Below are 25,841 nucleotides of genomic sequence, written 5' to 3'. Positions count from 1 at the left end.
TCGATACCGGTCAATAAGGATCATGCCCGCTCCCCCGTCACCCCTCGTCATCCGTGCCGCCACGCCCGGCGACGGCGAACGCGTCGCCGCGATGGCGGCCGCGCTCAGCCAGGACGAGGGCGGGCCGCCCTCTCAATTCTCGGCAGAGGCCTTTTGCCGCGACGGATTCGGCCAGGCGCCCGCCTTCGCCTGCCTGATCGCCGAGCGCGACGGCGCGACCGTCGGCTATGCTCTCCATTACCCAGATTACGACACCGACCGACTCGTTCACGGGGCTTATTTAGCCGATCTTTATGTCGAAAAGGCGGCGCGGCGGGCCGGCGTGGGACGCGCCCTGATGGCGGCCGTCGCGCGGATCGGGCGGGAGCGGGGCGCGCGCATGATGCGATGGGGCGTCCTGCAACATAACGGCGCGGCCCGGCTGTTCTACAGCGGCATCGGCCGAGAGCAGCAGGATCTGCGGGTCTGCTCCGTATCGGGGGACAGGTTCCGGACCCTGGCGGAGGCCGCGCCGCGATCCGCAGCGATCCGCCCGGCCCGGCCAGCCGATGCCGGCGCCCTCGCGACAATGCTGGAGGCGCTGAACCGCGAGCTGGACTGCCGCCCCCCGCGGGCCGGCATCGAGGCTGCCTTGCGCGCCGACGGCTTCGGTCCGAACGCGGCCTTTACCTCCCTTTTCGCCGAACGGCAGGGGGCGCCCGTCGGCTATGCCCTGTTTCTGCCGGCCTATGACACCGAGACCGGCGCCCGTGGTGCGTTCCTCTCCGACCTCTATGTAATGCCGCGGACGCGCGGGCACGGCCTGGGCCGGGCGCTGATCGCCGCGGCGACCCGGGCGACGACGCAGCGCGGCGGCGACTTTCTCTATTGGGAAGTGCTGCGAACCAACACCCGCGCCCGCCGCTTCTATCGCAGCCTGGCGGGGGAGTTGGAGGACGTGATCATCTGCATTGCCGAAGGGGAGGCGTTCGAGCGACTGGCGGTAGACGGTGGGATGCGCTGATGCGGCGCCCCGAGCGCATGTCGACGAACGCCTTGATCGCCTGCATCCGCGCGCTCGCGGCCGAGAGCCAGCGGCTGGAGCGACGCCTCGCAGAAGGCGATCTCACCGACGAGGCGGCGGAGGATCTCGGCCTTTACGCGAAGGATCTCAACCAGGCGCTCTGGTGGATCATGCAGGACTATGAAGATAGCCGGTCGGCCGTGCCGGACCTGCCTCCCGCCGACCGGCTCCTGGAACGGTTCACCGACGACCGCGAACTTTAGGCGGACTCATCGCGCGATGAAGTAGGCGTTAAACGGATCGTGCGGCAGGCGTTCGACCGTCACCTCCCGGAAGCCGGCACGCTCCAGCATCGCCATCGCGAGTTCCTCGCCCCACATGGTGCCGAGCCCCGGCCCGCCCTGCGCGAGGGAGACGGGCGTGCAGTGCAGGCAGGAGATGGTGTAGAGGAAGGGCGCCGGCGGGTGGTCGAGGTTCTTCTCCAGCCGGCTCGACCCGGCAATATCCTGCATCAGGAAGACGCCGCCGGGCTTTAGCGACCGCGCGACCGCGTCGAGCAGGCCCTGCGGATCCTTCTGGTCGTGCACGGCGTCGAAAGCGGTGACGAGATCATAGGCGCCGAGCGTCTCCTCAGTCGATAGATCGCGCATTTCGAAGTGGAGGTTGGCGAGGCCCTTCTCGCGTGCCGCCTCGCGGCCCCGTTCGATCGCCTCGGCGCAGAGATCGAGCCCCAGGAAGCGGCTCTTCGGGAAGCGCTCCGCAAGCGTCACCAGCGCGCGCCCCGAGCCGCAGCCGGCATCGACGACGTCGATTCCGTTCTCGAGCCGCCCAGCGAGGCCGGGAACCAGCGGCAGGATATGATCGAACAGCGCGGCAACGACCGTCTGGCCGCTATCCTCGGCCATAACCTCATGGAACCGGGGATAATCGTGGTAATGAAGGCCGCCGCCCTTGCGGAAGCGCTCGATGATCGCGTCCTCCACCCGCGCGGTGAGCGGGATCATCTGGGCGGTCACCGCGATATTGTCGGGCGTGGCGGCGCGGGTGAGGAAGGCCGCATGCTCGGCCGGCAGGCGATAGGTCGCGGTCTCCGCGTCATAAACGACGACACGGCTCGTAACCATCACGGCGAGCCATTCGCGCACATAGCGCTCCACAAGGCCGGCCCGCGCGGCGATCTCGGCAACGGTCGCGGGCGGCATCTCGGCCATCACGTCGAACAGGCCGGTGCGGTGGCCGATTGACGTCATGGCGATCAGACTGGCCTCATTGAGTGCGCCGAGTAGGCGCTCGGCAAACCGCTCGGCCTGCCGGCTGTCGTAGGCCGTTTCGGCCGGCTGGACGGAAGTGTCGATTGCAAGTGCCATGGCAAAATCTCCTGATGGCGTGGAAAGCGGGCCGGACCCTATTCCCGGTGCGACAATGCTGCTAGTCTTGAATCGGAAGAAACCGGTCCAAATCGGCAACATCGGCAAGGGTCATGCGCGAGACGACAATGCTCGAGGATAAGGAGCGAACATTGCTGACGGCCGTCGTGGCGACGCCGGATGTCGGCGCCTCAAGCCTGTTCACGCTCGTCGACGTGCTATGCTCGGTCGGACGGGACTGGGAACTGCTGCATGGCCGGCCGCCGCGGACGCCGCGCTTCCTCCCGCGAATCGTCTCGGTCGACGGCCGCGGCTTCACCGGGCCGAACAACATTCGGATCGAGCCACACGGGTCCTTGGACGATTTTCCCGACCCGGACATCGTGCTGCTGCCGGATTTCATTATTGCGCCGGACGCGCCGCTGCCGCCGCTTTATGAATCGATCGCGGCCTGGATCCGCCGCGCCCATGATCGCGGCGCGATCGTCGCCTCGATCTGCTCGGGCGCGCTGGTGATCGCCAAGAGCGGGCTGCTCGACGGTGCCGAGGCGACGACGCATTGGGGCTATTGTGACGCGCTTGCGCGGAACTTTCCCAAGGTCGTCGTCCGGGGTGAGCGCATTCTCGTCTCGGCCGGGGCCGGGCATCGGGTGATCACCGCCGGCGGCGCCTCGTCCTGGACCGATCTGCTGCTTTATCTGATCGCGCGCCTCGCGGGTCCCGAGGAGGCGGTGAGGATCGCCAAGCTCTATCTCCTGCAATGGCATGGCGAGGGGCAGCTTCCCTTCGCGGCCCTCTCCACGGGCCGCCAGCATGACGACCGGGTGATCGGCGAATGCCAGCGCTGGATCGCGGACAATTACGCCTGCGACACCCCGGTCGCGTCGATGGCGTCGATGAGCGGGCTTTCGGAGCGGACCTTCCATCGCCGATTCAGGCAGGTGACGGGGCTGTCGCCGATCGCCTATGTGCAGGCGCTCCGGATCGAGGAGGCCAAGCATCTCCTCGAGACGACGGAGATCAATGTGGACGAGATCGGCGCAGAGGTGGGATATGCCGAGCCCGCGAGCTTCCGCCGCCTGTTCCGCCGCGCGGTCGGCATCTCCCCCTCCGTCTATCGCCGCCGCTTCCAGCCGCTGTTTCGGCTGTGGCAGGCGGCGGCGTGAGGATGGCGAGAATTGACGGAGGTCATCGGACCCGGCTATCGATCCACTTCGCGACCTTCTCCAGTTCGGCCGTCGCCGAAGGTTGCTTTCCCGCTTCCTTCAGGAAGCCATGATCCATCCCGGCCGCGGACTCGAACAGGCTGGGAGAGCCGCTCTCGACCAGCTTCGCGTGGAGTGTCCGTGAATCGTCGAAGACGGCATCCATTTCTGCCGCGAGGATATAAGTCGGTTCGGTGATCTCCGACGCGAAGCCCAGCGGAGAAAGGCTGTCAAAGGATCGGGCCGAGCGTCCGTCGACAAGTCTCTGATACATGATCCGAAGCGTGTTCGTATCGAGCCCGTTCGCCGCCGTACCGAATCTTGAGACGCTCGGACTCTCGGTCAGCCCGTAGCCGCCGTAGAGAAGCGCCAGACCGGCGACCTTCGCGCGGAGAGCGGCAGGCAAGCCGTGCAATCCCCAGAGCGCGACGCAGGCTCCCGCGCTGTCGCCGCAAAGGAAGAGTCTTGGCGCTCCGCCCGTCGCGTCGGCCAGCCCCGCTGCGCGCTCGACCGCCGCGACCGCATCATCCCGTTGTGCGGGGTACCGGTTTTCCGGCGTCAGCCGGTAGCGCGCCGACAGGACACGCACGGCCGAGAGGGCAGCCAGCCATGAGGTCACGCAACGGTGTGTCCGCGGGCTGCCGGCAATAAAGCCTCCACCGTGGAAGTAGATGATGGCTGCTCCGGGGACCGGGTCAGGGGGCGTGAACATCAGGCCGCCTTGAAAGCTGCCCTCCGGAGACAGCTCCTCCTCATGCACGCCTTCGGCCGGAGGGCCTTCCCTTTCCAAGGCGTCGGCCAAGTGATGCGCGCGCAGCGTTGCGGGGTCCGAGTCGGCCCATGATATCTCGACTGTGTTGCTGGACTCCATGTGTCACCCTGAACTGCTTGGAAATGAGGCCGACCTACGGTCCGATCAGGCCGAACCAGCCTGATCGGATCAAGCTTGTCTTATGATTTTTCGCACCGATGAGGCGAGAAGGAATTACTAGGAGAGGCGGCCGCCCCTCCGGGCCATCGCCGACTTGGCAATTCGGCCCCGGGCTTCCGCAGACGCGCTCGAGCGCAGGTTTCGGCAGCAATATGCCAACGCTGAGCCAGGCAGGTGCGCCGATCGAGCAAACGGCTGCGGATCTTCGCACATCCCATGCGGATTACGGCGCATTTCCGGCGCTCTGGTTGATGCATCCTTCGGTGAACCAGGGGATGGGCCAATGAGCCAACCAGACGGGAGGACCAGATGACCGACTTCTCACGATTCAAACGCATCCTGCTGACCATCGCCGTGAGTCTTGGTGCGGCCGGCAGCGTGTCCGCGGCCGAGCTGACCGTCGGCGGCAAGAACTTCACGGAACAGTTGATCCTTGCCGAAATGACCACGCAACTGCTCGAAGCGGAAGGCTACGATGTCGAGAAATCGGACGGCATGGGAACGGCCGTCGTCCGTTCGGCCCTGGAGAATGGGGCGGTCGATCTTTACTGGGAATATACCGGAACGTCGCTCGTGACCTTCAACAAGGTCACTGAATCTCTGTCGCCGGAGGAAACCTATCAGAGGGTCAAAGAGCTCGATGGCACCAAGGGCCTCGTCTGGCTGGCGCCTTCCAAGGCCAACAACACCTACGCCATGGCGATTCGCAAGGACAATCCGAAGACCGACGGAATGGAGACGATTTCGGACATGGCCGCAGCCTACAATGCCGGCGAGTCATTGATCATGGCCACCACCGCGGAGTTTCCAAGACGAAAAGATGGGCTATTGGGGCTTCAAAAGGCCTATGAGTTCGAGGCCGGCCGCGCCAACGTCAGGCCGATGGATCTCGGCTTAGCTTATAAAGCGCTCGCGAACGGTGACGTGGACATCGTTTCCGTACAAGCAACCGATGGCCTTATCGCGGCCATGGACCTGACCCTGCTCAAGGACGACAAGGAGTTCTTTCCGAACTACGCTTTGACGCCGGTGATCCGCCAGGACACGCTGGAGGAGCACCCGGGACTCAAGGACATCCTGGAATCGCTTTCGACCGGACTCGACGATCCGACCATGCAGCGTCTGAATGGCGAAGTCGACGTACAGCAGAAGACGATCGAGGATGTCGCCAGGAGTTATTTGGAGGAGCAAGGACTCCTGTGAACGGCGCCTTTCAAGCAGGGACCGTCGGCGGAAGGCAAACCGCCGGCGGCCGCGTCTTGGCACCAATAAGCATGGCGACCGGACAGAACATTCGCCCCGACAACGCCAGTCCGATAGCCGATGGCAGATCAGCGTTGACCTGGTCTGTGCTCAAGAGAAGTATCGGCGGTTGGCGGGTCATGCACTCATCAAGCGCGCGGATGCAATTTGATTCGAGCTTCGACAACTCGAGGGCGGACAAAATCAGAAGTCGCGAATTCGGCTCCGCCGATCACGTTCGCAGTTCTGATCTTCCCCGGTTTTCCGATGATGGCGTTCAGCTCGGTCATCGAACCGCTTCGGGCCGCGAACATTCTTGCGGGGCGGCCTTTCTATCGCTGGATCACCGTCGGTCTTTCGGGGGAGAAGGTCGAAGCCTCTAGCGGCGTGGCCATCGAACCTGCCTATTCAGTGCATGATGCGCCGATGGTGGACCGCATCGTCGTATGCTCGGGCGGTGACGCCGACCGTCTGGTGGCCGATCGCGCGGTTGCCTGGATCAGGAAGAACCTGCTTGGCGGCGCCCAGGTCGGTGCCGTCGCGGACGCCGCGTTCTTCCTTGCCCGGGCCGGACTCCTCGACGATCACACCTGCACCCTGCACTGGACCAGCCAGCCGGCATTCATGGAAGCATTTCCCGAGATCGACCTGCGTCGCGACCTTTACGTGATCGACCGCAGACGCTTTACGTCGGCCGGCGGTGTCGGCAGCCTCGACATGATGCTGGAAATCATCGCGACGGATTATGGCGCGGAGCTGGCGGCAGGCGTCGCGGAGTGGTTCGTGCACAGTCCGCTGCGCTCCAGCGTAGACCGAAAGATGATGCCCCTGCGTCTCCGCACCGGCATTCAGAACGAGCTCGTCTTATCGGCGATCGCCGCCATGGAAGAGGCCGTCGAAGAGCGGCTGCGGATGGCGGATCTGGCAGTGAAGCTCGGCGTCTCGGCCGACAAGCTCGAACGTGCCTTCCGCTCGGAAGTGGGAGTCGCTCCCAGCGCCTATTACCGCCGACTGCGGCTGCGGCGGGCTGCCGACCTGCTCGCGCATTCGAGCCTACCGGTGCGTGACGTCGCGCTCGCCTGCGGCTTCGCGAGCATGTCGAGCTTCGCAAGGGCGTTCAAGGAATTCACGGGCCATCCGCCAGGCGCGGCGCGCAGGAGCTAAGATTCCATCAACTGCCCTCAAGCGGAATTTCGCACAGTATTTGCGGGAATTCGCACAAACAAAGCCGTCCCAGCATCGCATTCTTGGGCATCACGAGGAGGCGCCCGATGAGCATAGTCGTTTTCGATCCCGACAGCGTTGAAGATGTCGATTTTGTGGGCCGCATGCGCCATCCGGTCGCGGCGGATCCGGCCGGCGGCATGTGGCTGTCGGATACCGAACCGTCCTATATCGACACGGACGCGTTGCGGAAGGGCCGCCTGAAGAAGTTGCGGGACTGGATGGCCGAGGCCGGCTATGGCGCGGTGGTCCTGTTCGACCCCTACAACCAGCGTTACGCGACCGGCTCGCGCAACATGTTCGGCTACTTCCTGCGCAACTCGACGCGATATTTCTTCATTCCGACAGAGGGGCCGATCGTCCTCTTCGAGTATCCGCAGAGCTACCATGTCTCGACGGTGCTCGACACGGTCGACGAGGCGCGCCCTTCCAAGCTCGTCTGGTCGTCGGTTTCAAATCGGGACGGCGAGACCGCGGGCGCCTTTGCTGACGAGATCGCCGATCTGTTGAAGACCCACGGCGGCGGATCGATGAAGATCGGGCTCGACCGTTGCAGCCATCTGCAAGCGCTCGCGCTTGAGAAGCGGGGCTGCACCGTCACGGATTGCCAGGGCGAGATCCTCGCCGTGCGTGCAGTCAAGACGCCCGAAGAGGTCAGATGCCTCCAGGTCTCGATGGCCGGCGCGGAGGCGGCGGTGGCCGCCGTGCGCGAGGCGATCAGGCCGGGACTCTCGGAAAACGAGCTTTTCGCCATCCTGTACCATGAGGTGATCCGCCAGGGCGGCGAGTTCATCGAGACGCGGCTGCTTTCCTCCGGCCAGCGCACGAACCCGTGGTTCAACGAGGCGGGCGGTCGCAAGATCAGGCCGGGCGAGCTTATTGCGCTCGATACCGACACCATCGGCTGCTACGGCTATTTCTCGGATTTCTCCCGCACGTTCCGCTGCGGCCCGGGCAAGCCCACCGACTACCAGAAAATGCTCTATCGCATGGCCTACGACCAGGTTCAGCACAATATCGGCATCGTCAAGCCCGGCATGGCGTTCCGCGAGATCGCGGAGAAGGCGTGGAAGATACCGGAGCGTTTCATCGAGCAACGTTACACCTCCGTCATGCACGGCGTCGGCATGCATGGCGAGACCCCGTTCATCGCTCACGCCATGGACTACGAGACCTATGGCAGAGAGGGCCATCTCGTTCCCGGCATGGTGGTCAGCGTCGAAAGCTATATCGGCGAGAAGGGCGGGCGTGAGGGCGTCAAGCTCGAAGAAGAGATCCTGATCACCGAGACGGGCACCGAGCTTCTCTCGCGGTTCCCCTACGAGGACGAGCTGCTCGACGGGCGCTCCTGAATGAAGGCTGCGCTCTCCATCGATGCAAGCAAGGCGGCGGCGCTCTTCATCGACCTTCAGGAGGAGCACCGGAAGGACAGTCGCTACCTCGTCGAAGGGTTCGACGCGATCATCGCCAATGTCCGGCGCCTGCAGCAGACGGCGCGCGCGGCAGGCATTCCGGTCCTCCACTCGGCCTATGTCGTCGATCTCTCCACGCAGCCGGCGAAACCCTTCCATCCGGTGATGCCGGACGGCTCGTCCGCATTCAGCGACGTAAAAAACCCGCTGTCGGCGATCTGCCCTGAAGTCGGACCGGCCGGTGACGAGATCGTCCTGGTGAAGACGGAGGCGAGCACATTCGCCCAAGGCGATGCCGGCATGGCGCTCAGGGCGCGCGGCGTCGAGTGGGTGTTCATCGCCGGGGTCTGGACCGAGGCCTGTATCGCGGCAACGGTGAAGGATGCGATCGGGCTGGGCTTCCGCGTCATCCTCGTCAAGGACGCCTGCGGAAGCGGAAGTGCCGCGATGCACCAGACGGCCATTCTCAACCTCGCCAATCGGCTCTATGGCGGTGCCGTCACCGATACCGACGGCGCCTGTCGGATGATGGCCGGAGAGACGGTCAAAGCCTGGATGGTGGAAGGATCGGTCCCGCTTCGCTTCACCTACGAGAACGCGGCAGACCTTTATCTCGACCTTTGAAGATGGGAGGCAATCACAGGATCTCGACTATATGGAAACGCTTACCTACGCCTATGACAATCTCGACCTCATCGCCGAGCGCGCGATCGAGCATGTGTCCATCGTCGCCGTCGCGGTTTCGATAGCCGTCGTCACCGCCGTCCCCATCGGCATTGCGATCACGCAGTCCAAGCGCGTCGCCGACGCGGTTCTCTATCTCGCCTCGATGATGATCACCGTGCCGTCGATCGCGCTTTTCGGCCTGATGATTCCCCTACTATCGCCGTTCGGCCACGGCATCGGCTATGTTCCGGCCGTCATTGCGATCATCTTGTACTCGCAGCTTCCGATCATAAGGAACACCTACGCGGCCATAGCCGACGTCGACCCGGCGCTGCGTGAAGCCGGGATCGGAATGGGCATGAGTTCTTCCCAGCGATTGCGGCAGGTCGAAATTCCGCTGGCGATCCCGGTCATCATGGCCGGCGTCCGAACCGCCGCGGTCATGAATATCGGGGTGACGGCGATCGCGGCCTATATCGGCGCGGGCGGCCTCGGAGAATTCATCTCGCGCGGCATCAGCCAGTCGGATCCACGACAGCTCATCACCGGGGCGGTCGCCGTGTCCCTGCTTGCGATTGCCGTCGACCTTCTGCTGGCACTCGTCCAGAAGCTGCTCACCTCGAAGGGCCTCTCCATAGGAGCAGCAGCATGATCCGGCTCGAGCACCTGACCAAGGTCTTCGGCGCCCCGGGCAGCGGCGTCACGGCCGTCAACGACGTCAACTTCGAGGTTCCGGCGGGCGAGATCTGCGTCCTGCTCGGCCCCTCGGGCTGCGGCAAGACCACGACGATGAAGATGATCAACCGCCTGATCGAGCCGACAGGCGGTAAGGTGTACATCGACGGCCGCGACACCGACATGATCGACCCGATCCAGCTCCGCCGCTCGATCGGCTATGTCATCCAGCAGATCGGGCTGTTTCCGAACAAGACCGTCGCGGAGAACATCTGCGTGGTGCCCGACCTGTTGGGCTGGGACCGGAAGAAGTCGCGGGCGCGTGCGGCGGAACTCCTCGAAATGGTCGCGATGGAGCCGGCCAGCTTCATGGAGCGCTATCCGAAGGAGCTGTCCGGTGGTCAGCAGCAGCGCGTCGGCGTCATCCGCGCCCTGGCCGCCGATCCGCCGGTGATGCTGATGGACGAGCCTTTCGGAGCGCTCGATCCGATCAACCGCGAAGTGATCCAGGACGAGTTCCTGCGCATGCAGGAAACCTTGCGGAAGACCATCATCTTCGTTTCGCATGACCTCGACGAAGCGGTGAAGATGGCCGACAAGATCGCCATTTTCCGCGCTGGCCGTCTCGAGCAGTTTTCGACGCCCGACCGGCTGCTCGCCAATCCTGCGACGCCGTTTATCGAAACCTTCCTCGGCTCCGACCGCACATTGAAGCGGCTTCGGCTCCTGCGCGTCGCCGAAGCCATGCTTGCAGAGGTCGACGTCGTCCGGCGCGAAGATCCGGTCGAGAAGGCCGGCGAGTTGATGCGGGCCAAGGGCTATCCGGCCGTTCTGATGCTGGAGCCGGATGGGCGACCCGGCGGCGTGGTCTCCGGCGACGTGATCTCCGGCGGCCAGGCATCCGCCCGTAGCGGAACCTGCGGCGATCATGCCGAGCCGATACGCGCGGCCGTTCCCGTAGAGGCCGATCTGCACAGCACGGTCGCCCTCATGTTCACGCACGACATGCCGATCATGCCTTGCGTCGACGAGGACGGCCAATTCCAGGGCGCGGTGACATACCGCTCGATCATCAAGAGCCTGTCGATTCCGGAAACGCCGGCATGAACGGGGCGAGTGCGGAGAGAGCGTGGAGAGGGAGGCCGCGGCCATCGGCGGGTGCCGGAAGGCCTGTTCGGACCAGCCGCACGGCAGCGCTCCCCTGGCTCCTGCTGGCAGCGGCGGTGGGCGCATGGTGCCTGTCGAGCGACATGCCCGCCGAAATCCTCTCCTATCGCGAGGACATCATCTTTCTCGGCCGCCAGCATATCGAGCTTGTTTGCTGGGCCGGCAGCCTCGCCATTCTGACCGGGCTCCCGGTCGGTGCGATATTGTCGCGGCCCGCCTTTCGGAGGACGTCGGAATTCATCCTCCAGATCTTCAACCTGGGAACGACCATTCCCACGCTGGCGATCCTCGCCCTCTCCATGACCATCCTCGGGATCGGCATTGTTCCGTCGATCTTCGGACTATGGGCGGCAACCTTGCTGCCGATCGTCAGGAACACGTTCACGGGCCTCAGAAGCGTACCCGCTCCGCTCAAGGAGGCCGCCCGCGGAATGGGCATGACGGCCAGTCAGGTCTTCTGGCGTGTCGAGCTTCCGAATGCGCTGTTCATCATATTCGGCGGCATCCGGACGGCGCTTGCGATCTGCGTCGGTACCGCACCGCTGGCCTTCCTGATCGGCGCAGGCGGCCTGGGCGAGCTCATCTTCACGGGCATCGCCCTCTACGATCTGCCGATGATGCTCGCCGGCGCCATTTCGACCGCCCTGCTCGCGGTCCTCACCGATTTTCTCGTCGGCAGGCTTCAGTACTACCTCGTGCCGCGAGGAATAAACCCGCTTCGCTGAGACGAAGCGACAAGGCCACCAAGACAGGGATGCATCATGATGATGAGTTCGACACTGAAACGAATCGCGCTTTCCGCAATTGCGCTCCTCGCGCTCGGCGGCACGGCCTGCGCAGCCGAGCTGACCGTGGGCGGCAAGGACTTCACCGAACAGTTCCTGATTGCCGAGATGACCAAGCAGTTGCTGGAAACCAAGGGCTACGAGATCGACAAGAGGGATGGCATGGGGACCAACATCGTCCGCGCGGCCTTGGAGAACGGCCAAGTGGATCTCTACTGGGAATATACCGGCACGTCGCTCGTCACCTTCAACAAGGTCACCGAATCTCTGTCGCCGGAGGAAACCTATCAGAGGGTCAAAGAGCTCGACGGCGCCAAGGGGCTTGTCTGGCTGGCGCCCTCCGAGGTGAACAACACCTATGCCTTGGCCATTCGAAAGGACAACCCGAATACCGAAGGGATGACGACGCTTTCCGATCTGGCGGCTGCCTATAACGACGGGAAGGACGTCATCATGGCAACGACGGCAGAGTTCCCCAAGCGGCAGGACGGGCTGATCGGACTGGAAGAGGCCTATGATTTCGAGGCCGGGCGCGCCAACATCCGCCCGATGGAAATCGGCCTCGTATTCCCGGCCCTCGCCGGCGGAGACGTGGATGTGTCCGTCGTCGCCGCGACCGACGGCCGGATCGCCGCCATGGATCTCACGCTGCTGAAAGACGACAAGAACTTCTTTCCGAACTACGCGCTTGTTCCCGTCGTCCGCAAGGAGACCCTCGAGGCGCATCCCGACCTCAAGGAGACCCTGGAGGCCTTGGCATCCAAGCTCGACGACGCCACGATGCAACGTCTCAACGGCGAGGTTGACGTCAACAAAAAATCGATCGACGAGGTCGCCACGACCTACTTGAAGGAGCAGGGCCTATTGTGACCAGGTCCGCCATTGCGCTCTTCAGATAGGGATGGGTTTCAGACCCGCCCCTACAACGGTTGGTCGGTCACTCTCAAGGGCCGCCGACACCAGGATGCGCGTCGAGCAGTAGGCGCCGTGGACTTTGCTTGAAAGTCCACGGCGTCCGCGTCACACGTCCAGGTTCGCCACGCTCAGCGCGTTGGACTGGATGAATTCGCGGCGGGGCTCGACGACGTCGCCCATCAGGGTCGAGAACACCTCCTCGGCCTCGTCGACATGGCTGATCTTGACCTGCAGCAGGGCGCGGACCTCGGGGTCGAGGGTGGTTTCCCAGAGCTGGTCCGGGTTCATCTCGCCCAAGCCCTTGTAGCGCTGCACGGCGACGCCCTTGCGGCCGGTCTCCAGGATCGTCTCGATCAGGCTGATCGGGCCGGTGATCTCGACCTCGCGATCCTTAACGACGAGCGTGGCGTGCCGCTCATAGGTCTGCTGCAGCTCCGCCGCCATGGCGTCGAGCCGGTGGCTCTCGCCGCTGCGAATCAGCGGCGCGTCGATCACGACGCGGGTCATGTAGCCGCGCAAGGTTCGGCTGAAGGCAAGCCCGCCATCGGCATCGACCTCGCCGACCCAGCCGCGCTCCTCGACCGGCGAGAGGAGGTCGAGCCGCTGGGCGATGTAGGCCGCGGCGGCGGTAGCGCGATCGGTGTCGGCGAGCAGCGCCGGATCGAGCGCGCCGGCGATGGCCGCCTGCTCGACGACATCCTCGTTCTGCGTCTTGCGGCTCAGCGGCTGTATGTAGGAGCGCGCGAGGCTCGCCCGCTTGACGAGGTTGCGCAGATCCTCGCCGGCGATCTGCGTTCCATCGGCGAGCCGCAGCACCACCCCGTCGAGACCGGTATCGATCAGATAGTCCTCGAGCTGCCGGTCGTCCTTCAGATAGCGCTCGGAATTCCCCTTCTTCGCGCGGTAGAGCGGCGGCTGGGCGATGTAGAGATAGCCCTTCTCGATGATCTCGGGCATCTGCCGGTAGAAGAAGGTGAGCAGCAGCGTGCGAATGTGCGAGCCGTCAACGTCGGCGTCGGTCATGATGATGATCTTGTGGTAGCGGGCTTTGCCGACGTTGAACTCCTCGCGGCCGATCCCGGTGCCGAGCGCGGCGATCAGCGTGCCGATCTCGGCCGAGCCCAGCATCTTGTCGAAGCGCGCCCGCTCGACATTCAGGATTTTGCCGCGCAGCGGCAGGATCGCCTGAAACTTCCGGTTCCGGCCCTGCTTGGCCGAGCCGCCGGCGGAATCGCCCTCGACGATGAAGAGCTCGGAGAACGCCGGATCGCGCTCCTGGCAGTCGGAGAGCTTGCCCGGCAGCGAGGCGATGTCGAGCGCGCCCTTGCGGCGGGTGAGCTCGCGCGCCCGGCGCGCCGCCTCGCGGGCGGCGGCGGCCTCGACGACCTTGGCGACGACGCGCCTTGCCTCGGCCGGATGCTCCTCGAACCACTGGTTCAGCCGCTCGTTGACGACGCTCTCGACTATCGGGCGGACTTCCGAGGAGACCAGCTTGTCCTTGGTCTGCGAGGAGAACTTCGGATCGGGCACCTTGACCGAGAGCACGCAGGTGAGGCCCTCGCGCGCATCGTCGCCGGTCAGCGCGACCTTCTCCTTCTTGGCGAGGCCGCTTTCGCCGGCATACTGGTTCATCTGCCGCGTAAGCGCAGCGCGGAAGCCGGCGAGGTGGGTTCCGCCGTCACGCTGCGGGATGTTGTTGGTGAAGCACAGCATCGTCTCGTGATAGCTGTCGGTCCACTCCATCGCGACCTCGACGGTGATGCCCTCCCTCTCGCCCGCCATGGCGATGACGGGCGTGTGGAGGGCCGTCTTGGTGCGGTCGAGATAGCGGACGAAGGCCTCCAGCCCGCCCTCATAGAACAGCTCCACCGTCTTCGGCTCGACACCGCGCATGTCGGTCAGGAACAGTCGGACGCCGGAGTTCAGGAAGGCCAGCTCGCGCAGGCGGTGCTCCAGCGTCGCGAAATCGAACTCCGTCTTGGTGAAGGTCCGCTTCGAGGGCAGGAAGGTGATCTCGGTGCCGCGCTGGCCCGCCGCCTCGCCGACCACGGCGAGCGGCGCCTCAGCCTCGCCGTCGTGGAAGCGGACGAAATGCTCCTTGCCGTTACGCCAGATGCGGAGGTCGAGACGCTCGGAGAGCGCGTTGACCACCGACACGCCGACGCCGTGCAGGCCGCCCGAGACCTTGTAGGAGTTCTGGTCGAACTTCCCGCCGGCATGGAGCTGGGTCATGATCACCTCGGCGGCGGAGACCCCCTCCTCGCGGTGGATGTCGACGGGGATACCGCGGCCGTTGTCGCGGACCGTGACCGAGCCGTCACCGTCGAGCGTCACGTCGATCCGGTCGCAATGGCCGGCCAGCGACTCGTCGATCGCATTGTCGACGACCTCATAGACCATGTGATGCAGGCCCGAGCCGTCGTCGGTGTCGCCGATATACATGCCCGGCCGCTTGCGCACGGCATCGAGCCCGCGCAAGACCTTGATCGAGTCCGCGCCATATTCGGTCGCCGCGACGGCGGACGATTGCTGTCCCGCGTTCTGCATTTTTTCCTCATCCAATCATTGTCGGCGCGCCGCAGCGGTTCGCGCGGGCGACCGACGAACACCGAAATCGGTGCTCATCGCTGGGTAATGACCGCGTCCCGGACGCGGAAGAACTGGGCCCGGTCGCCCAAGGGGTGAAACAGGTCCTCTTCGGTGCCGGTGAGCCAGGCCTGCGCGCCGAGCGCCAGCATCTCCTCGAACAACGCCGCCCGGCGCACGACGTCGAGGTGGGCGGCTACCTCGTCGAGCAGCAGGACGGGGGCCGCGCCGCGCGCCGCTGTCTGCAGCCGCGCAACGGCGAGGACGATCGAGATCAGCAGCGCCTTCTGCTCGCCGGTCGAGCAGTCGCCGGCCGGCATGCCCTTGGCGAGATGCGTCACCGCCAGATCGCTGCGATGCGGCCCCAGCGCCGCGCCGCCCATTTCGGCATCGCGGGCTCGCGAGTCCGCCAGGCGTGCGCGGAAGCGGTCCTCCGCCGCCAGTGCCGGCATCTCGTCGAGCCAGGATTCGACCGTGCCGTCGACGCGCAGGCCCGCTTTCGGAAACGGGCCGACGCCGTCGGTGACGGCATGGTCGAGGCGCGCCGCGAAATCCCGGCGGGCCGCCGCGATGGCGACGCCGCGCGCGGCGATCTGCTCCTCGAGCGCGGCCAGCCACGCGCCGTCATGAGACGCTCCGGCCCGAAGCAGCCGAGCCCGTTCGCGCAGCGCATGGTCATAGGCCGCGACCCGCGACGCGTGATCGGGATCGAGGCCATAGACCAGCCGGTCGAGAAAGCGCCGCCGCGCCGAGGCGCCTTCCAGGAACAGGCGGTCCATCTGGGGGGTCAGCCAGACCACGCCGAGCCGTTCCGCCAGCGGGGCCTGGCCACGGACGAAGGCACCGTCGATCTTCACCAGCCGACGCTCGCGCCCAGTTTCGGTGGCCGGGTCGCGCCCTGTGCCGATCTCGGTCGCGCCGTCCGGCCCGGTGAGGCGCGCCGCGACGGCCCAAGCGCAGGCGGCAGCCGCATCCGTGCCGCTTTCCGTCGTCTGCTGGGGTGCGCCGTTCGCCTGTGGCGGCCGCCGGTCGATCGCGCCGAGGCTGGCTTGACGCAGCCCCCGGCCGGGCGCCAGGAAGGAGATCGCCTCCAGCAGATTGGTCTTGCCGGCGCCGTTGGGGCCGGTCAGCACCACCGGCCGCGGATCGACCGCCATCACGGCCCGCCCATAGCACCGGAAATCGGTCAAAGCGAGGCGGGCGAGCGTCACGGAGACGGTTTCGCGACATCCCTCGCGCCCCCTCTCTGGCGCAACGGGCCCCGTATGGCCGGTCGCGCCATAGGGCGCGCTATGGGCCTGCTGATGAAATGATGTCAGAATCGAGTGCCTCCAGGAGGAATTCGGACTCAGACCCGCATCGGCATCAGGACGTAGAGGGCGCTCGTGTCGGCGACGTCGCGCACCAGCGTCGGCGATGCGGCATCGGCCATGGCGAACTGGGCGCCATCGCCTTCGATCTGGTGAGTGATGTCCAATAGATAGCGAGCGTTGAAGCCGATTTCGATCCCCTCGCCGTTGAAATTCACTTCCAATTCCTCGCTGGCGCTGCCGTTTTCTGGGCTGGTCGCGGACAAAGTGAGGTTTTCGCCCTTGACGCTCAGCTTGACGGCCCGGGACTTCTCGCTCGAGATCGTCGAGACGCGGTCCACCGCCTCGGCGAAGCTGCGCCGGTCGACCTCCAGCACCTTGTCGTTTCCGCTCGGGATCACGCGCTGATAGTCGGGAAAGGTCCCGTCGATCAGCTTCGAGGTCAGCACGACATCGTCGAACGCGAAGCGGATCCGGGCATCGGACAGGGCGACCTCGATCGTCTCGTCCGCCTCCTCGATCAGCTTGCGCAGCTCGCCCACGGTCTTGCGCGGGATGATCACGCCCGGCATCTCGCCGGCGCCCGACGGCAGCGGCCGCTCGACCCGGGCCAGGCGGTGGCCGTCGGTCGCGACGGCGCGCAGCAGGCGCTGATCGTCGACCGTGGCGGCGTGCAGATAGATGCCGTTCAGGTAATAGCGCGTCTCCTCCGTCGAGATGGCGAAGCGCGTGCGGTCGATCAACCGGCGCATCTCGTTGACCGTGAGGGTGAACTGATGCGGCAGCTCGCCGGCGCCCATCGTCGGGAAATCCTCCTTCGGGAGGGTCGCCAGCGTGAACCGGGAGCGGCCGGCGCGCAGGACGAGCTGGCCGCTGTCGCCGCTGCCGTCGAGCTGGACCTGCGCGCCCTCCGGCAGCTTGCGGACGATATCGTAGAGCGTGTGCGCCGGAATGGTGGTGGCGCCGCCTTCGGCGATCATCGCCGGCACCTTTTCGACAATCGTGAGATCCATGTCGGTGGCGACGAGGCTTACCGCACCCTCGACCGTCTCGAGCAGGACGTTCGACAGGATCGGGATCGTGTTGCGGCGTTCTACGACGCTCTGAACATGCGCCAGGGACTTCAGAAGGTCGCTCCGTTCGAGGGTCAGTTTCATGGGTCTACACGGTCTGAAATGGAGTCAAATCGAAGGGTCCGCGGAGCATTCCCGATCGGCTGCCGATAGGGCTCCGAAAAGCGCCTCAGCAGCGGCATTCCGGGTTTTCGCCGGGGTTTCCCGAGTGCTGACGGAGGCGACGCGCCAAGCCGACGCGGCATCCTCGCGCATTATATCAGAAGGTTGACGGAAGGTAAGGATTTTACGCGGGGCCAGGCGGGCGGGGCCCCATGTTTCGACAAGCTCACCATGAGGGCCTCATCCTGAGCGACGCCGAAAGATGAGGGGCGGGCGGGGACCTACCCCTCGAGCATGCGGCGGAGCAGCTCGACGTCCTCGGAGAAGCTGTTGTCGGTCGCCCGCAGTTCCTCGATCTTGCGCACGGCATGCATCACCGTGGTGTGGTCGCGGCCGCCGAATTTGCGGCCGATTTCCGGCAGCGAGCGGGAGGTGAGCTGCTTGGCCAGATACATGGCGACCTGACGCGGCCGGGCGACCGCGCGGGCGCGCCGCGCCGAATGCATGTCGCCGATCTTGATGTTGAAATGCTCGGCGACCCGCTTCTGGATCTCCTCGATCGTGACGCGCCGGTCGTTGGCGCGGAGCAGGTCATGCAGCACCTCCTGCGTCGTCTCCAGCGTGATCGGCCGGCCGACCAGCGTGGCGTGCGCGACGATCCGGTTCAGCGCGCCTTCCAACTCGCGGACGTTGGAGGTGATCTTATGGGCGAGGAATTCCAGCACCTTGAGCGGCATCTCGGTGCCGAGGTTCTCCGCCTTGGCCTGCAGGATGCCGAGCCGCAGCTCGTAGGTGGTCGGGTGGATGTCGGCGACCAGCCCCCAGCCGAGACGGGAGCGCATCCGCTCCTCCAGCCCCTCGAGATCGGAAGGCGACTTGTCGGCGGAGATGATGACTTGGCGGTTCTGATCGACGAGCGCGTTGAAGGTGTGAAAGAACTCCTCCTGCGTCGAATCCTTGCCGCTGATGAATTGGACGTCGTCGATCATCAGCACGTCCACCGAGCGGAACTGCTCCTTGAAGGCCATGGTGTTCTTGTGCCGCAGCGCGCGGATGAACTGGTACATGAACTTCTCGGCCGACAGGTAGATCACGCGGCGGCCCGGGGTGCGCCGCTTGATGTGCCAGGCGGTGGCATGCATCAGATGGGTCTTGCCGAGCCCCACGCCGCCATAGAGGAACAACGGATTGAACGGCACGGTCTTCGCCTCCGCGACGCGGCGGGCGGCCGCATAGGCAAGCTCGTTCGACTTGCCGACGACGAAGTCATCGAAGGTGAAGCGGGGATCGAGCGGCGCGCTGACATCGTCTTGCGCGCTGGCGGCGCCATTGAGCGTCAGCGCCGCAGCGTCGCCTTCGGGGCTCTCCGTCGCGGAGGACAGGCCGGCGGACATGGACGCGCTGGGAACCGCCTTGGCGAGCTGCGGGCGGCCGCTGTCGACGACGATCTCCACGGCGCGGATATCGGGATTCTCGCCCGACCACAGCGCCTGCAGCCGATCGCCGTAATGCGAGACAATCCAGTCGCGCATGAAGCGGGTCGGCACCGCCACGCGAATTTCGGCGCCGCGGTGGCTGACCAGCGTCAGCGGCTTCAGCCAGCTGCGAAAGGCCGCTTCGCCGAACTCGGCCCGAAGCCGGCCGCGTACACGGGCCCATTGCGCGTTGAGCTGGGTATCGGGTCCGTCGAGCTTCATGGCGCTGCCCCCTTCCGCCTAATCCTGCATCCAGGGCAAGCCAGCCGCCTTCCATCCGGCGGCTTGGCCGCGATGCCGATCAGCATCGAGATTGCCTTCGAATCCATCCGACACGTTGAAGCAGCGGCTGTAGCCTTGCGCCGCCATTGCCGCGGCCGCGGCGCGGGATCGCGCGCCGCTGCGGCACAGGAACAGGATCGGCGCCTCCCGCGACGGGACCGCATCGGCGAGCCGCTGAGTGAAATCCGTGGCCAGGTTCATGTCCGGGAAGACCTGCCAGGACAGCAGGATCGGCATCTTGCCGACTGACGTGAGGTCAGGAACGCCGACGAACGTCCACTCGGGTCGGGTGCGAACGTCGACGAGAAGTGCGTTCGCGTCCCGAGCCAGCATCCCCCAAGCCTCGGTCGGCCGCACATCCCCAGCATAGGTCATTGTCGCTTGAAACCCTTCCGCATGCCCTGCCCGCCTTCACGCGCCAGCCTCGGGCGCCAAGCTCAGGCGCCAAAACACACCTCTTCCTGCGGCCGCCGCCACCAACAGGTCCCCCAGAACGCCGCAGTCTCGACTATAGGTCAAACATAGAATTGGAAAATCACGCAAGTGACTTTCTTAGATCCACGAATGACAAATCGAAGTGAAGACTAGGATACAACCATTACTTGCGTTTTATTTTAACGCCTAGCCTCGGACTGTCCTCCCGTCCACGGCGAGTGACTCTACTCGCGGGGCCGGGCGATGGCAATATGATCGAAAAGAGAACGCAAGAAAAATTCCACTCCGGCCCGACCGTGTCGCACCTTCGGGCCGCATCATCGGCCCACATAAGCGGAGGGCACGAATCGCGGCCGCGTCCGCCCGGCGATGCCGGGAGGACGGCTGGACAACCGACCGGAACGCGGCGGGAAACGCGCCCTAAAGCTGGTTGATTCGCGCCGACAAGCGGGACAGCTTGCGCGCCGCCGTGTTGCGATGGAGCACGCCATGGGTGACGCTGCGGTGAATCACCGGCTGCGCCTCTTGCAGCGCCGTCTGCGCGCTCGGCTTGTCGCCGCTCGCGATCGCCGTCTCGACCTTCTTGATGAAGGTCCGCATGCGGCTCGTCCGGGCGCGGTTCATCGCGGTGTGCTTCTCGGTTTGGCGAATGCGCTTCTTCGCCGACTTGTGGTGGGCCATGCCAAAAGCTCGCTCTAGCTGGAATCAAATTGGGGCGGCGGGTTATATCGCTCGACCCGGTAGCGCGTCAAGGGTGCGCGTCGGGATGCACGCCCGAGGGTGTACGTTAGGGGATTGCCGGCGCCCGCTCCCTCCGGATCGCCGCGAACCAGAAGCCGGCGGCGACAAGTCCGGAGCCGAGGGTCGCCGCCACGAGAACGGCGTCGTAGGACCCGGCCGCCGCCCACAGGAGGGCCGCGGCGACGGGCGCGATCGCCTTCGCGGCGGTGGCCGGAACCGCAAGCAGGCCGTTGATCGCGCCATAGGCCTCGCGCGTCAGCATCTCAGGCACGGCGAGGCCGCGCACGATCGTCATGATCCCGTTCGCGGCGCCGTAGACCATGGCAAAGATCGCGAGCGACGCGAAGCCCGACGGGAGGAGCAGAAGCAGCAGCAGGCTGACCGGAAAGGCCAGGACGGTCGCCATGCCGATCGCCCGCACCGACCTTTCACGCATGAAGACCCAGATCGCGATGCGGCCGGCCACCTGCGACGGCCCGATGATCGCGATTGCGGCGACGACCGTCGCGGCGTCGAATCCGCGCTCGATCAGCATCGGATAGAGATGGAACGTCAGCCCCGAGAAGGTGCCGTAATAGACCGTGAAGGCGACGAGCAGGCCCCAGAAGGCCGGTCTCCCGAAGGCCCAGCCCACGGCCTGCCGGCCCGCCAGCGGCGGACGGCCGTCCGTTGTCGATGCAAGGGCGGCCCTCGGCGCATCCGCCCCGGCATCGATCACCAGGAGATGAAGCAGGACGCAGAGCCCGAGATTGATCAGCCCCAGCGCCATCAGGGCGTCGCGCCATCCGAGTTGGTCGAGGAGAAGCTGCGTCAACGGCACGAAGACCGTGCTTGCGAACCCGCCCCAGAGCGTGAGCGCGGTGATGCCGCGACGGGCCTCCACGCCATAGCGGCGCGCGACAACGGCGAAGGCCGGGTCGTAGAGGGTCATCGCCTGGACGAGGCCCACGCCGGCAAACAAGGCGTAGAGCGACCAGAGGCTGCCGATCTGCGCCCAGGCGAGCAGCAACAGCCCGCCGGCGGCAGAGCCGAGGGTCATTACTGCCCTGCCGCGGCCGCGATCGATGGCCGCTCCGATCGGATAGGCGGCAAGGCTTGCGATCATCAGGCCGAAGGTCGCCGCGCCGTAGATCTCGGTCTTGCCGAAGCCGAGCTCGCGCCCCATCGGCTCCGCGATCAGCGGAAAGCTGTAATAGAGCGAGCCCCAGGACACGATCTGGCCGATTCCGAGGCCCGCGATGAAGCTGCGACGATTCCGGCGAGGCTTCGGAAGCGGCGCCTCGCCGACGGTCTTCGCTTCACTCATCTAGCTGCAGCAGGGGGCCGCATCCGGCCCGCGGTCGCTGCCCGCGGCCACGCGTCCCGATTCGATCAGACAGCGCGTCACGTCCATCCACGCCTCCACCGCGACCTTGAATGCATCCCGGCCCTTGTCGGTCAAGGTGTAGACCTTGCGTTCCCGGCCCGAGACCACTTCGCTTTCCGAGGTGACATATCCCCCCTCTTCGAACTCGCGAAGCGCAGGGTAGATCGTGCCTTCCGTCGGCGAGCAACATCCGTTCGTCGTGCGCTCGACCGCGCCGGCGATGTCATAGCCGTGCATGGGCCGCTGATGCAGCACGCAGAGAATGAAGAACTTCGACAAGCTCATCTTGATCGTGCCGTTCCAATAGGCCCGGCTCGTGAAGTCGGGCGCGGGCTTCGGGACGGCACGCGGACGGGTGGAAGGCTTTGGCATGGCGAAAGCCTATGCCTCGAAGGTCAATGCGTCAATGGGCAATGCATGTGCGGCCGGCGGACCGACGCATGCAAGCTGCGAACGAATCCGTCGGCGGTCCCGTCGATTACGACGGCAAGATCTGCAGCACGGTTTCCGCGGGCCGGCAGAGCCGGACTCCCTGCGGCGTGACCACGAAGGGACGGTTGATGAGGATCGGGTTCGCGAGCATGGCGTCGAGAAGCTGATCATCGGTGAGCGACTGATTATCCAGCCCAAGCTCATGATAGAGCGTTCCCTTTTCGCGAAGAGCGTCGCGGACACCAAGCCCCGCGCGGCGGATAAGGTCGACCAGTTCCGGCCGCGTCGGCGGAGCCTTCAGATATTCGACGATCCGCGGCTCGATGCCCGCATTCCGGATCAGGGCCAGGGTGTTGCGCGACGTGCCGCAGGCCGGATTGTGATAGATCGTGATGTCAGCCGAAGGGTGGGTAGATTGGGGCATGTCGTCTCGCTCAGCGGTTCTTGAAGTCCGGCTGCCGCTTCTCGGAGAAGGCGGTCATGCCTTCCTTCTGGTCCTCGGTCGCAAAGGTCGAATGGAACAGGCGCCGTTCGAACCGGATCCCTTCCGCCAGCGTCGTCTCATAGGCGCGGTTCACCGCCTCCTTCGTCATCATCACGATCGGCTGGGACAGGCCGGCGATGCGGTCGGCCACCTTCAGCGCCTCCTCGACGAGGCTTTCGTTCGGCACCACGCGGCTGACCAGCCCGGCGCGCTCCGCCTCCTCGGCATCCATCATGCGGCCGGTGAGGCACATCTCCATGGCCTTCGACTTGCCGACGAAGCGGGTCAGGCGCTGGGTGCCGCCGGCGCCCGGCAGGGTGCCGAGGGTGATCTCCGGCTGGCCGAATTTGGCGTTCTCCGCGGCCAGGATGAAATCGCACATCATCGCGACCTCGCAGCCGCCGCCCAGCGCGTAGCCCGCCACCGCCGCGATCACCGGCTTGCGGCAATGGGCGACCCGCTCCCAGCCTCGGGTGATGAAGTCCGAGCTGTAGACGTCGATATAACTGCGATCCTTCATCTCCAGGATGTCGGCCCCGGCGGCGAAGGCCTTCTCGCTGCCGGTCAGGACGATGGCGCCGATCTCGCCATCCGCCTCGAACGCGTCGAGCGCCTGGCCGAGCTCGCCGATCAGCGCATCCGACAGGGCGTTGAGCGCCTTCGGACGGTTGAGGGTGATGAGGCCGACGCGGCCCTTCTTCTCGGCGATGATATGGCTGTAGGGCATGTATCCTCTCGCGGCGACCCCGCATCAGCGGGAGGGGGTGGGGTAAGTTTCTCGAACGAACGGCTTTTGGGCGAACGGCCTTCGGGGTCAATCCGGTGACAGGGTGAAGCGAACGGTCAGCTCCTCGCCATCGAGGAAGTCCAGCCGCAGCATTTCCCCCTCGCGGTGAAACTGCGTCTGCTGCTCGCTGGTCCAGCCGAGCTCGGGCAGCGTCGCCCCGTAGAAGGCGAGAACCTGATCGCGCGTGACCGGCCCGGCGGCATAAGCTTCGACGATCCGTCCGCTCGGCGCATCGAACACGATGCTGGCGGTTTCGATCTCCGATAGGCCGGGCATCAGCGGCAGGTCCTCGACCCCGGCGACGAAATCGCCCGCTTCTCTGCCCTGGGCCTGCAACCAGCCCGCTCCTTTCCAGGCCGTCGGCATCGCGACGGCCAGAAGCAGCGCCGCCACCGCGGCAAGGAGGTGTCGATGAAGCATGGCTCGGTGTACCTCAGCGCTGCCGCCGAGCACAATAGAAAGTCGCGCGGCCGGATTGGACGATGCGGCGGATGCCGGATACCGCTCCAGGGGCAACTCCAGGCGCAACCGCACCATTCACGCAATCGCAGCCGGGGCAGGGCTCGCCAGCACGGTCATAGACCGCCCAGCGGTGCTGGAAATAGCCGAGCTCGCCGCTGGTCTGGACATAGTCGCGCAAGGACGAGCCGCCGGCCGCGATCGCCTCGGTCAGCACCCGACGGATCGCCGCCGCCAGCCGCTCGGCGCGTTCGCCCTGCACGGTGTGCGCCAGCCGGCGCGGCGACAGCCCGGCCCAGAACAGGCTTTCCGAAACATAGATGTTGCCGAGCCCGGCGACCACCCGCTGATCGAGCAGGGCGGCCTTGATCGGCGTCGCCTTGCCCTTCAGCGCCGCAGCCAGGACAGGGCCGTTGAAAGCGTTGCCGAGCGGCTCCGGCCCCAGATTGGCGAGCATCGGGTGTGCCCCAAGATCCGTTTCAGGGGTCAAATCCATGAAGCCGAAGCGCCGGGCGTCGTTGAAGCGGACGACGGCGCCGTCGTCGGTCTCGAAAATGATGTGATCATGCGGCAGCGTCACAGCGGGCGCGCCGTCGCTCACCAGCATCCGGCCGGACATGCCGAGATGGCAGATCAGCACCATCCCGTCGTCGAGATGCATCAGGATGAACTTCGCCCGCCGGGCGATCCGCTCGACACGCCGGCCGGTGAGGCGGGTCGCGAAATCGGGCGGGAGCGGGAACCGCAGGTCCGGCCGACGCTGCTCGACTCGGGCGAGCCGCCGGCCCTGCATGCAGCGCGTCAGCCCACGGCAGACGGTTTCGACTTCGGGAAGTTCGGGCATGGCGGATATCTTGGGACTGCGGAGACCGGTCTCAAGCTAGCGCAGTGACCGCCGGCGCGCTATGGTCCGCCGCATGATGAACGAGGAAGAGCAGAGAGCCTGGTTCGGCTTCCGCGAAGTGCACGAGACGGAAAAGGCATCGCTGGTGCGCGGCGTCTTCGACAGCGTCGCCGGCCGCTATGACCTGATGAACGACCTGATGTCGGGCGGCGTCCACCGGCTGTGGAAGGCGTCGATGATGGACTGGCTGGCGCCGCGCCCGGGGCTGCATCTGGTCGACGTCGCCGGCGGGACGGGCGACATCGCCTTCCGCGTCCTGGACCGGATCGGCGGCCCGGACGCCGCCGCGGCGAGCGGCAGCAGCATCACCGTCTGCGACATGACGCCGGCGATGCTGCAGGTCGGCCGCGACCGCGCGATCGATCGCGGCCTTCTCGGCCATGACTGGCGCATCGACTGGGTCGCCGGCAATGCCGAGGACCTGCCGCTGGCGGACCGGAGCTGCGACGCCTACACGATTGCCTTCGGGCTGCGCAATGTGACGCGGATCGACCGCGCGCTGGCCGAGGCGCGGCGCGTGCTGAGGCCGGGCGGCCGCTTTCTCTGCCTCGAGTTCAGCCAAGTCGCGCTTCCCATCCTGGCACGCCTCTACGACCTCTATTCCTTTCGCATGCTGCCGCTGCTCGGCCAGATGGTGGCGGGCGACCGCGAGTCCTACCAATACCTAGTCGAGAGCATCCGCCGCTTTCCGCCGCAGGAAGCCTTGGCCGCGCGGATCGCGGCGGCCGGCCTGTCTCAGGTCAAGTTCCGGAACCTGACCGGCGGCATCGCGGCGCTGCATTCCGCCTGGCGACTTTAGAGAGGCGGGCGCAA

The 25,841-nt window shown here is 65.7% G+C and carries 26 protein-coding genes; 12 read left to right on the top strand and 14 right to left on the bottom strand.

Going from position 1 to position 25,841, the window contains the following annotated elements; translation table 11 throughout:
* Nucleotides 1–22: 22 nt before the first annotated feature.
* Together DT069_RS17360 and DT069_RS17355 are read left to right on the top strand one after the other, a co-directional pair.
* The gene (locus DT069_RS17360; RefSeq protein ID WP_162913253.1) at nucleotides 23–1,003 is read left to right on the top strand and encodes a GNAT family N-acetyltransferase; all 981 of its coding nucleotides are present in this window, start codon (nucleotides 23–25) and stop codon (nucleotides 1,001–1,003) included.
* Nucleotides 1,003–1,266: a hypothetical protein gene (locus DT069_RS17355; RefSeq protein WP_119461584.1), complete on the top strand. Its 264-nt coding sequence runs from the start codon at nucleotides 1,003–1,005 to the stop codon at nucleotides 1,264–1,266. Before DT069_RS17360 ends, DT069_RS17355 begins: the two co-directional genes overlap by 1 nt.
* A gap of 6 nt (nucleotides 1,267–1,272) precedes the next feature.
* Here DT069_RS17355 and DT069_RS17350 read toward each other — a convergent pair whose 3' ends face one another.
* Complete coding sequence (locus tag DT069_RS17350; protein WP_119461583.1) at nucleotides 1,273–2,370, bottom strand: class I SAM-dependent methyltransferase; 1,098 nt, start codon at nucleotides 2,368–2,370, stop codon at nucleotides 1,273–1,275.
* A 113-nt stretch (nucleotides 2,371–2,483) separates the two neighbouring features.
* On the opposite strand from DT069_RS17350, the gene DT069_RS17345 reads away from it, so the two are divergent.
* Nucleotides 2,484–3,536 carry a GlxA family transcriptional regulator gene (locus DT069_RS17345; RefSeq protein ID WP_119461582.1) on the top strand — a complete coding sequence of 351 codons (1,053 nt, stop codon included), beginning with the start codon at nucleotides 2,484–2,486 and terminating at the stop codon, nucleotides 3,534–3,536.
* 22 nt (nucleotides 3,537–3,558) lie between these two features.
* On the opposite strand, the gene DT069_RS17340 is transcribed toward DT069_RS17345, so the two are convergent.
* On the bottom strand, nucleotides 3,559–4,446 hold the full coding sequence (locus DT069_RS17340; protein ID WP_119461581.1) for an alpha/beta hydrolase: 888 nt from the start codon (nucleotides 4,444–4,446) through the stop codon (nucleotides 3,559–3,561).
* 369 nt (nucleotides 4,447–4,815) lie between these two features.
* Between DT069_RS17340 and DT069_RS17335 the strand changes: the two genes are divergently transcribed.
* From DT069_RS17335 to DT069_RS17300, 8 genes are all read left to right on the top strand, one after another.
* Nucleotides 4,816–5,709, top strand: a complete 894-nt coding sequence (locus DT069_RS17335) for a glycine betaine ABC transporter substrate-binding protein (RefSeq protein WP_119461580.1) — start codon at nucleotides 4,816–4,818, stop codon at nucleotides 5,707–5,709.
* Nucleotides 5,710–5,916: 207 nt separating this feature from the next.
* Nucleotides 5,917–6,912 carry a GlxA family transcriptional regulator gene (locus DT069_RS17330; protein ID WP_425450334.1) on the top strand — a complete coding sequence of 332 codons (996 nt, stop codon included), beginning with the start codon at nucleotides 5,917–5,919 and terminating at the stop codon, nucleotides 6,910–6,912.
* A gap of 107 nt (nucleotides 6,913–7,019) precedes the next feature.
* Nucleotides 7,020–8,324 carry a M24 family metallopeptidase gene (locus DT069_RS17325; RefSeq protein WP_119461578.1) on the top strand — a complete coding sequence of 435 codons (1,305 nt, stop codon included), beginning with the start codon at nucleotides 7,020–7,022 and terminating at the stop codon, nucleotides 8,322–8,324.
* Nucleotides 8,325–9,008 (top strand): isochorismatase family protein, encoded by a 684-nt coding sequence (locus tag DT069_RS17320; RefSeq protein WP_119461577.1) that lies wholly within the window; start codon nucleotides 8,325–8,327, stop codon nucleotides 9,006–9,008. It begins immediately after the preceding gene.
* 31 nt (nucleotides 9,009–9,039) lie between these two features.
* Nucleotides 9,040–9,702 (top strand): ABC transporter permease, encoded by a 663-nt coding sequence (locus DT069_RS17315; protein WP_119461576.1) that lies wholly within the window; start codon nucleotides 9,040–9,042, stop codon nucleotides 9,700–9,702.
* Complete coding sequence (locus DT069_RS17310; RefSeq protein ID WP_119461575.1) at nucleotides 9,699–10,832, top strand: ABC transporter ATP-binding protein; 1,134 nt, start codon at nucleotides 9,699–9,701, stop codon at nucleotides 10,830–10,832. The genes DT069_RS17315 and DT069_RS17310 overlap by 4 nt, the downstream gene beginning before the upstream one ends.
* Nucleotides 10,833–10,975: 143 nt before the next feature.
* Nucleotides 10,976–11,617 carry an ABC transporter permease gene (locus DT069_RS17305; protein ID WP_119461574.1) on the top strand — a complete coding sequence of 214 codons (642 nt, stop codon included), beginning with the start codon at nucleotides 10,976–10,978 and terminating at the stop codon, nucleotides 11,615–11,617.
* A 36-nt stretch (nucleotides 11,618–11,653) separates the two neighbouring features.
* Entirely contained in the window at nucleotides 11,654–12,547 is an 894-nt protein-coding gene (locus tag DT069_RS17300) for a glycine betaine ABC transporter substrate-binding protein (protein ID WP_425450333.1), read from the top strand.
* Between the two features lie 150 nt (nucleotides 12,548–12,697).
* Here DT069_RS17300 and gyrB read toward each other — a convergent pair whose 3' ends face one another.
* The 12 genes from gyrB to mutM all read right to left on the bottom strand — a co-directional run bounded on the left by gyrB (nucleotide 12,698) and on the right by mutM (nucleotide 24,968).
* Complete coding sequence (gene gyrB / locus DT069_RS17295) at nucleotides 12,698–15,139, bottom strand: DNA topoisomerase (ATP-hydrolyzing) subunit B (protein ID WP_119461573.1); 2,442 nt, start codon at nucleotides 15,137–15,139, stop codon at nucleotides 12,698–12,700.
* Nucleotides 15,140–15,213: 74 nt separating this feature from the next.
* Nucleotides 15,214–16,389 (bottom strand): DNA replication/repair protein RecF, encoded by a 1,176-nt coding sequence (recF, locus tag DT069_RS17290; RefSeq protein WP_119461572.1) that lies wholly within the window; start codon nucleotides 16,387–16,389, stop codon nucleotides 15,214–15,216.
* Between the two features lie 137 nt (nucleotides 16,390–16,526).
* Entirely contained in the window at nucleotides 16,527–17,645 is a 1,119-nt protein-coding gene (dnaN, locus tag DT069_RS17285; RefSeq protein ID WP_119461571.1) for a DNA polymerase III subunit beta, read from the bottom strand.
* A 299-nt stretch (nucleotides 17,646–17,944) separates the two neighbouring features.
* A complete protein-coding gene (gene dnaA / locus DT069_RS17280; RefSeq protein WP_119461570.1) occupies nucleotides 17,945–19,360 on the bottom strand; it encodes a chromosomal replication initiator protein DnaA in 1,416 nt (471 codons plus the stop codon).
* Nucleotides 19,361–19,378: 18 nt separating this feature from the next.
* Nucleotides 19,379–19,795 carry a rhodanese-like domain-containing protein gene (locus DT069_RS17275; RefSeq protein WP_119461569.1) on the bottom strand — a complete coding sequence of 139 codons (417 nt, stop codon included), beginning with the start codon at nucleotides 19,793–19,795 and terminating at the stop codon, nucleotides 19,379–19,381.
* 480 nt (nucleotides 19,796–20,275) lie between these two features.
* Entirely contained in the window at nucleotides 20,276–20,536 is a 261-nt protein-coding gene (gene rpsT / locus DT069_RS17270) for a 30S ribosomal protein S20 (RefSeq protein ID WP_119461568.1), read from the bottom strand.
* A gap of 106 nt (nucleotides 20,537–20,642) precedes the next feature.
* Complete coding sequence (locus tag DT069_RS17265) at nucleotides 20,643–21,902, bottom strand: MFS transporter (RefSeq protein ID WP_119461567.1); 1,260 nt, start codon at nucleotides 21,900–21,902, stop codon at nucleotides 20,643–20,645.
* Entirely contained in the window at nucleotides 21,903–22,334 is a 432-nt protein-coding gene (locus tag DT069_RS17260) for a PadR family transcriptional regulator (protein WP_425450332.1), read from the bottom strand.
* Nucleotides 22,335–22,440: 106 nt separating this feature from the next.
* On the bottom strand, nucleotides 22,441–22,818 hold the full coding sequence (arsC, locus tag DT069_RS17255; protein ID WP_119461566.1) for an arsenate reductase (glutaredoxin): 378 nt from the start codon (nucleotides 22,816–22,818) through the stop codon (nucleotides 22,441–22,443).
* 10 nt (nucleotides 22,819–22,828) lie between these two features.
* Nucleotides 22,829–23,605, bottom strand: a complete 777-nt coding sequence (locus tag DT069_RS17250; RefSeq protein WP_119461565.1) for an enoyl-CoA hydratase — start codon at nucleotides 23,603–23,605, stop codon at nucleotides 22,829–22,831.
* An 87-nt stretch (nucleotides 23,606–23,692) separates the two neighbouring features.
* Nucleotides 23,693–24,085, bottom strand: coding sequence for a hypothetical protein (locus DT069_RS17245; protein WP_119461564.1), 393 nt, complete (start codon nucleotides 24,083–24,085; stop codon nucleotides 23,693–23,695).
* 13 nt (nucleotides 24,086–24,098) lie between these two features.
* Entirely contained in the window at nucleotides 24,099–24,968 is an 870-nt protein-coding gene (gene mutM, locus DT069_RS17240) for a bifunctional DNA-formamidopyrimidine glycosylase/DNA-(apurinic or apyrimidinic site) lyase (protein WP_119461563.1), read from the bottom strand.
* Between the two features lie 76 nt (nucleotides 24,969–25,044).
* Here mutM and DT069_RS17235 point away from each other — a divergent pair, with 76 nt between their 5' ends.
* Complete coding sequence (locus DT069_RS17235; protein ID WP_483887793.1) at nucleotides 25,045–25,827, top strand: class I SAM-dependent methyltransferase; 783 nt, start codon at nucleotides 25,045–25,047, stop codon at nucleotides 25,825–25,827.
* Nucleotides 25,828–25,841: the final 14 nt, after the last annotated feature.

This window comes from Virgifigura deserti, from assembly GCA_003576685.1.
Taxonomy (GTDB): Bacteria; Pseudomonadota; Alphaproteobacteria; order Dongiales; family Dongiaceae; genus Virgifigura; species Virgifigura deserti.
Note: the sequence above shows the minus strand (reverse complement) of the source record. Positions and strands in the feature narration are given on the sequence as shown.